7 protein-coding genes are annotated in these 7322 nt (G+C 68.1%); all 7 read left to right on the top strand.

Annotated elements, in window-relative coordinates:
- A partial coding sequence (locus A5709_RS25425; protein ID WP_067944104.1) for an MFS transporter occupies nucleotides 1-1708 on the top strand: 1708 nt, incomplete at its 5' end.
- 29 nt (nucleotides 1709-1737) lie between these two features.
- Nucleotides 1738-2232: a carboxymuconolactone decarboxylase family protein gene (locus A5709_RS25420; protein WP_067944103.1), complete on the top strand. Its 495-nt coding sequence runs from the start codon at nucleotides 1738-1740 to the stop codon at nucleotides 2230-2232.
- 101 nt (nucleotides 2233-2333) lie between these two features.
- Entirely contained in the window at nucleotides 2334-3215 is an 882-nt protein-coding gene (locus A5709_RS25415) for a TIGR03854 family LLM class F420-dependent oxidoreductase (protein WP_068123414.1), read from the top strand.
- 41 nt (nucleotides 3216-3256) lie between these two features.
- Nucleotides 3257-4609, top strand: a complete 1353-nt coding sequence (locus tag A5709_RS25410; RefSeq protein ID WP_068123420.1) for a glutamine synthetase family protein — start codon at nucleotides 3257-3259, stop codon at nucleotides 4607-4609.
- Between the two features lie 11 nt (nucleotides 4610-4620).
- Complete coding sequence (locus A5709_RS25405) at nucleotides 4621-5724, top strand: amidohydrolase family protein (protein ID WP_068123417.1); 1104 nt, start codon at nucleotides 4621-4623, stop codon at nucleotides 5722-5724.
- A 31-nt stretch (nucleotides 5725-5755) separates the two neighbouring features.
- Nucleotides 5756-6589 carry a lysophospholipid acyltransferase family protein gene (locus A5709_RS25400; protein WP_067944099.1) on the top strand — a complete coding sequence of 278 codons (834 nt, stop codon included), beginning with the start codon at nucleotides 5756-5758 and terminating at the stop codon, nucleotides 6587-6589.
- Entirely contained in the window at nucleotides 6589-7023 is a 435-nt protein-coding gene (locus tag A5709_RS25395; protein ID WP_067944098.1) for an SRPBCC family protein, read from the top strand. Before A5709_RS25400 ends, A5709_RS25395 begins: the two co-directional genes overlap by 1 nt.
- Nucleotides 7024-7322: the final 299 nt, after the last annotated feature.

Raw genomic sequence — 7322 nt, 5'->3', positions numbered from 1 at the left:
CGCGTCACGCGCGCTGCAGGGCATCGGCGGCGGCGGGCTGATGGTGACCGCGATGGCGCTGATCGGCGAGGTGATCCCGCTGCGGGACCGTGGCCGCTATCAGGGCGCGATGGGCGCGGTATTCGGCGTCACCACCGTGATCGGTCCCTTGCTCGGCGGCTACTTCACCGACCACTTCACCTGGCGCTGGGCGTTCTGGATCAACGTGCCGATCTCGGTCGTGGTCTTCTTCGTTGCGGCCGCCGCCATCCCGGCGCTGTCCAACCGCACCAAACCGGTCATCGACTACGCGGGCATCCTGTTCGTCGGCCTGGGCGCCACCGGGCTGACGCTGGCCACCAGCTGGGGCGGGACCACCTACCCGTGGGGATCGCCCACGATCATCGGCCTGTTCGTCGGCTCGGCGATCGCGCTGTGCGTCTTCGCCTGGGTGGAAAGCCGCGCCGCCGCGCCGATTCTGCCGACCCGGCTGTTCGGCAGTCCGGTGTTCACGGTGTGCTGCGTCCTGTCCTTCGTGGTCGGTTTCGCGATGCTGGGCGCCCTGACATTCCTGCCGACGTACATGCAGTTCGTCGACGGCGTCTCGGCCACCACGTCGGGCCTGCGCACGCTGCCGATGGTGATCGGGATGCTGACCACCTCGATGGGCAGTGGTGTCATCGTCGGCCGCACGGGCAGATACAAAGTCTTTCCCGTCGCCGGCACCGCCGTCATGGCGGTGGCGTTCTTTCTGATGTCGCGGATGGACCCGTCGACATCGGTTTTGGTGCAATCCCTGTTCCTCGTCATCCTCGGCGCCGGGATCGGGATGTGCATGCAGACGCTTGTCCTGATCGTGCAGAACACCGTGGACTTCGACGACCTCGGCGTCGCGACCTCCGGCGTCACCTTTTTCCGCACGATCGGCAGCTCGTTCGGCGCCGCCATCTTCGGTTCACTGTTCACGAACTTCCTGCACAGCCGGATCGGCCCGGCGATGGTGGCCAGCCGCGCGCCCGCCGCGGCCGCAGCGTCGCCGGAGGCGTTGCACCGGTTGCCGCGCCAGGCGGCCGCGCCGATCGTCGCCGCCTACGCCGAGTCGCTCACCCAAGTGTTTCTCTGGGCGGTTCCGGTCGCGCTGGTCGGGTTCGTCCTCGCGTTGTTCCTCCGTGAGGTACCCCTACGAGAAATGCACGACAGCACAATCGATCTCGGCGATGCGTTCGGCATGCCGAACACCGAGACACCGGATCAGATGCTGGAGAACGCGGTCGAACGCATGCTGCGCGGTGTGCCGGGCATGCGATTACGCAGCATCGCCATGCGACCCGACTGCCGACTCGACGTGGCCGGATTGTGGGGCGTCCTGCGCATCAACCGCTACGGCCAGATATATGGGACGGCCCGGCTCACCGACATCGCCGACTACCTACGGATACCGTTCGAGGTCTTGGAGCCCACCTTCGCGCGCCTGATCGCGACCGGATACGCCCGGGGCGACGGCAACCAGATGTGGCTGACACCCGCGGGGGCCCAGCAGGTGGACTACGTGCACTCGCTTCTGGTGGGCTGGCTGGTCGACAAGCTCGCCCGGTCACCGGGATTCGACGGACGACCGGATCGCCGCGTGGTCGAAGCGGCGCTGAATCGAGTCGCGGGCCGCGTTCTCGCGCAACGGGACTGGAACGACGACCGTCCCACCACGAAGATCCCGGTGCCCACACCCTGAAACGGGCGCCGCGGGCGTACCATCACGCCATGAGCCGAATCGGAACATTTGCCGACGACGACCTGGCCGGCTGGTTTGTGAAGTCTCCTGACATCGGCGCCGCACTCGGCGGCTTCAGCAACGCGGTCTACACCAAGAACCGGTTACCGCTGCGCACCCGCGAACTGGCCCGCGCGGTGATCGCCCACCGCAACGAATGCGTCGTCTGCGTCAACACCCGCGACGAGGACGGGCCCGCCGCCGGCGTCGACGAGGAGTTGTACGACCACGCCCAGGAGTGGCGCACGTGGCCCGGCTACAGCGAACAGGAGCGGCTGGCCGCCGAGTTCGCGGACCGGTTCGCCAGCGATCACACCGCCCTGCGCGACGACGAGGACTTCTGGAGCCGTTGCTCCGAGCATTTCTCCGACGAGCTGCTGGCCGATCTGGCCCTGTCGTGCGCGCTGTGGGTCGGCATGGGTCGCGTGTTGCGGACCCTCGACATCGGCCAAGCCTGCAAACTGACCATTCCCAGCCGGGCTTAACGAACCACGACACATAAACGGCCGCGACGACACGCCGGAAGACGTCGCAGCGGTTTATGTTTCGCGGGCACAAATCGCGACACCCCTGCGTTGCCCTACGCGTGAAGATTCGCTTCGGCGTTGGATTGGGTGCGGATACCGCTCCGGATCGGCTGGCTCCCATCGTGGATCGGCTGGAGTCCAGCGGGGTGGATTCGCTGTGGTTCTCGGAGCTGGTCTACTCCCCGGCGGTCGATCCGGTGGTCGGCATGGCCTACGCCCTCGCCAGGACGACCCGGCTGAAGGTCGGCACCTCGGTGGCTGTTCTTCCCGGGCGGCATCCGGTCCTGGTCGCCAAACAATTGGCGTCGTTGGCGGCAGTCGCGCCGAAGCGGGTCCTTCCCGTCTTCGGTCTGCGGTCGGCGATTCCGGCCGAACGCGAGGTGTTCGTGGTCCCCGACGGGGAGCGGGCCGCGGTGTTCGACGAGTCGCTGCGGGTGCTGCGTTCGGCGCTGGCCGAGGATTCGGCCAGCTACACCGGACGGTATTTCACGGTCAACGGGGCTTCCGTCCTGCCCAGGCCGACTCCGCCGCTGGATATCTGGCTGGCCGGCTCGGCGCCCGGAGCCTTTCGGCGCATCGGCGCGCTGGGGGACGGCTGGCTGGGCAGTTTCCTGACCCCCGAAGAGGCGCGAGCGGGCCGTGAGGCGATCGAACGCGCCGCAGCGCAAGCGGGCCGGCAGATCGGCCCCGACCACTTCGGGATCTCGTTGGCGGTCGCAGAAGGCGACTTGCCCGCTGAGGTGGCCGCGGCGGCCCGGAAGCGTCGCCCCGACGTCGACCCCGCCGACCTGATCGCCGCCGGATGGGATCGCCTGCACCGGCAGCTCGACGCCTACATCGATGCGGGGTTGACGAAATTCGTCATCCGGCCGGTGGGCGGCGGTCCCATCGACGGCTTCCTCGATCGGTTCGTCACCGAACTGATCGCCCGCCAGAACTGAATCCGGCAGCCCAGGCATCTCGAGGCTGCACAATGACTGCCATGACCGGCACACCGCTTGCCGCCGCGCGGATCGCCCAGCTGGAGGCCGAGGGCGTCGACGCCGTCGTCGGCACCGTCGTGAATCCCGCCGGCCTCACCCTGGCCAAGACGGTTCCGATCCGGCGGACCAACGCGTTCGCCGATCCCGGTCTCGGCGCCAGCCCGTCGTGGCACGCCTTCGCGATCGACCAGAGCGGGATCGCCTTCACGCCCGATGTCGGTGTCATCGGGGACCAGCGCCTGCGCATCGACGTGTCGGCCCTGCGCATCGTCGGCGACGGGCTGGCGTGGGCGCCGGCCGCGTTCTTCTCCCAGGACGGCGCGCCCGTTCCCGCCTGCGCTCGCGGCACGCTGGGCCGGGTCGAAGCCGCGCTCGGCGAAGCCGGGATCGAGGCGGTGATCGGGCACGAGGTGGAATTCCTGTTGGTCGCCCCCGACGGCGGCCGCCTCCCGTCGGCGTTGTGGGCGCAGTACGGCCTCGCCGGCATCCTCGAGCATGAAGCGTTCGTCCGGGACGTCACCCGGTCGGCGGCGGCGGCGGGACTCGCGATCGAGCAGTTTCACCCCGAGTACGGCGCCAACCAGTTCGAACTCTCCCTGGCGCCACAATCCCCGGTGGCCGCCGCCGACCAGCTGGTGCTGCTGCGGCTCGTCGTCGGGCGGGTGGCCCGCCGCCACGGGGTTCGCATCAGCCTGTCACCCGCGCCCTTCGCGGACGGCGTGGGATCGGGCGCCCACCAACATTTCTCGCTGACAACGCCGGAAGGTCCGCTGTTCTCCGACGGCGACGGCGCCCACGGCATGACGGCGGCGGGGGAGAGCGCGGTGGCGGGGCTGGTCGGCGGACTGCCGGCGGCGCAAGGCGTGTTGTGCGGGTCGATCGTGTCCGGCGTGCGGATGCGCCCGGGCAACTGGGCCGGCGCGTACGCGTGCTGGGGGACCGAGAACCGCGAGGCGGCCGTGCGGTTCATCACCGGCGGGCCCGCCAATCCGCGCGGCGGGAACGTCGAAGTCAAAATCGTCGACCCCTCCGCCAACCCGTACCTGGCATCGGCGGCGATCCTGGGGCTGGCGCTTGACGGGATCAAGCGTCAAGCGGCGTTGCCACCGGAGATCACCGTCGACCCGGCGGCCCTGTCCGATTCCGACCGTGAGCGCGACGACGTCGCCAACCTCGCCAGGGAACAGGCCGAAGTGATTGCGGCACTGGATGATTCCGAGCTGCTGCGCGATATTCTGGGCGACCCGGCGGTCGACATGGTGGTCGCCGTCCGCCGCCTGGAGCACGAGCGGTACGGCGATCTCGACACCGAGCAACTGGCCGACAAATTCCGGATGGCCTGGAGCCTGTGACGGCGCACGCGATGACGTCGGACGCCCTGGCACAGCACATCGGTGACGTGCGACTGATCGATCAACATGTCCACGGTTGCTGGTTGACGGCGGGTGATCGGCAACGGTTCGAGAACGCGCTCAACGAGGCCAACACCGAACCCATCGTGGGCTCGGGGTTCGACTCGCAACTCGGCTTCGCGCTACGCGCGCACTGCGGCCCAATCCTCGGACTGGCCAAACACGTTGACCCACAATCGTATTGGGATCGCCGCAGTCAGCTCAGCGAGGCCGAGCTGGCCCGCATGTTCCTATCGGCCGCAGGAGTGAGCGACTGGCTGGTGGACACCGGCATCGACGCGGGAACCGCCGGCACGGCCGGCATGGCCGAACTTTCCGGCGGCCGCGCATATGAGGTAATTCGGCTCGAGCAGATCGCCGAACAAGCCGCGCGGGCGCCGGGCGACTACGCGGCGGCTTTCGAGGACATCCTGCGTGGGCGCGCGGCGACGGCGGTCGGCACCAAGTCGATCCTGGCCTACCGGGGCGGATTCGACGGCGACCTGAGCGAGCCGTCGCCGTCGCAGGTCGCGGAGGCCGCCGGCCGGTGGCGCGACAGCGGCGGCACCCGGTTACAGGATCGGGTGCTGCTGCGGTTCGGGCTGCATCAGGCGCTGCGGCTGGGCAAACCCCTGCAATTCCACGTCGGCCTCGGCGACCGCGACTGCGATCTGCACAAAACCAACCCGCTGCTGTTGCTCGACTTCCTGCGCCAGTCAGGGGAGACCCCGATCGTCCTCTTGCACTGCTACCCCTACGAGCGGGAGGCCGGATACCTGGCGCAGGCCTTCAACAACGTCTATCTCGACGGCGGGCTGAGCGTGAACCAGCTGGGCGCCCGGTCGGTGGCGTTCATCGCCCGGCTGCTGGAGCTGGCGCCGTTCGACAAGATCCTTTACTCCTCGGACGGGTTCGGTCCGGCGGAACTCCATTTCCTCGGTGCGGCCCTGTGGCGCACCGGCATTCATCGCGTATTGCGGGAATTTGTGGCCAACGACGACTGGAGCGAGCGCGACGCCATCCGGGTTGTCGACCTGATCGCTCACGATAACGCCGCAGGTCTCTACCGCGTTTGACCCCCGGTGAAGCCGGGGTATACGGGCGGTTATGGCGACCGCGAAGGGCGTCTTGGAGTGGGCCCGCGACAAGGTGGTGTCGTGGGTGCCCAAGGCGGACCTCGACCAGCGCGACCCGGACTACATCCGCGACCAGCTCCCGGGCACGTGGCTGCTGGCGTCGTTCTACTTCCGGGCGGATGTGCGCGGCATGGATCGCATTCCGGCCGAGGGGCCGGTGCTGCTGGTCGGCAACCACAGCGGCGGCAACGTGCCGCCCGACACTTTCGTGTTCACGCTCGCCTTCTGCTCCTATTTCGGCGTCGAGCGGCCCTTCTACCAGTTGGCCCACAACCTGGTGGTGTCCGCACCGCCGCTGGGCTGGCTGCGCAAATTCGGCACCGTCGCCGCGAACCCCGAAAATGCCCGTCTCGCATTGGATTCCGGCGCAGCTCTGCTGGTCTACCCCGGCGGCGACTACGAGGTGTTCCGGCCCTCGTGGGAACGCCACAAGGTCGACTTCGGCGGGCGCATGGGCTATGTGAAGCTGGCCCGGGAGGCCGGAGTACCGATCGTCCCCGTCGCCAGCGTCGGCGGGCAGGAAAGCGCGTTGTTCCTCAACCGCGGGCAGTGGTTGGCCAAGCTGCTGATGGCCGATAGGTTGCTTCGGCTCAAGAGCGTCCCGATATCGCTGGCACTGCCGTGGGGTCTCAACATCAGCGACCTGGCCGGCCACATTCCGTTGCCCACCAAGATCGTGATCGAGGTCCAGCACCCGATCGAGGTCGATGGCGACGACCAAGCGGTGCACGACAAGGTGATGGCCAGCCTGCAGGGCGGCGTCGACCGGCTGGCCGCCGAGCGGCGATTCCCGGTGATCGGCTGATGCGCGTCGAACGCCGTTGCGTCATCAACGCCGACCGTTCCGCGGTCTGGAAGATCGTCAGCGACCCGGACTGTTACCCGTCGTTCATGACGAACCTGGAGCGCTGGGAGTCCTCGAACGACAAGGCGGCCGGCGTCGGCGCGCGCTACACGGTCCACTGGAAGATCGGCTCCGTCCCCGTCGGCGGACTCATCGAAGTGGTCGAATTCGATGACGACCGCGACCTGGCGTTCGTGGGTCTCACCGGCATCACCCTGCGTGGGCGGATCCGGCTGCGCGACGCGCACGACGGCCGAACGAAGGTGACCTTCCGCCTGTCGTACCAGGCGCCGGGCGGGCTGCTCGGATACATCGCCGACCGGATCGCCGTGCGCCAGGTGGGACGCACGCTCGCCGAAACCTTGAAACGCCTCAGGAAGCTCGCCGAGTCGTAACCAATTTTTCCAAATTCCGGTGTGATCAACCGCCGCGCGGCATACGCTCCGATCGACGAATCGGGCGACGTCACCAAACTTCGAGAAAGGGGTTTGGGAGCATGTTGCTCCGAGCAGCTCTCATCGCCGCGGTCCAACAGTACTTATAGCGGTTGGCGACGTCGGCGCTGCGCAGGGCGCTGTGATGGTCGACATACGAGGGGTGACCATCCAAGCGACTCGAGCGCCGATGTCGCCGAATCCGTTGCAGCTCATAGCGATCCGATGATCCGGTGCTGCGGGCGAAGACCGCTCAGACC

Origin of the sequence: Mycobacterium sp. E1386 (assembly GCF_001672745.1) — a bacterium.
Taxonomy (GTDB): domain Bacteria; phylum Actinomycetota; class Actinomycetes; order Mycobacteriales; family Mycobacteriaceae; genus Mycobacterium.
The sequence above is the reverse complement of the archived record's forward strand: the minus strand, read 5'-3'. Positions and strand labels throughout refer to the sequence as shown.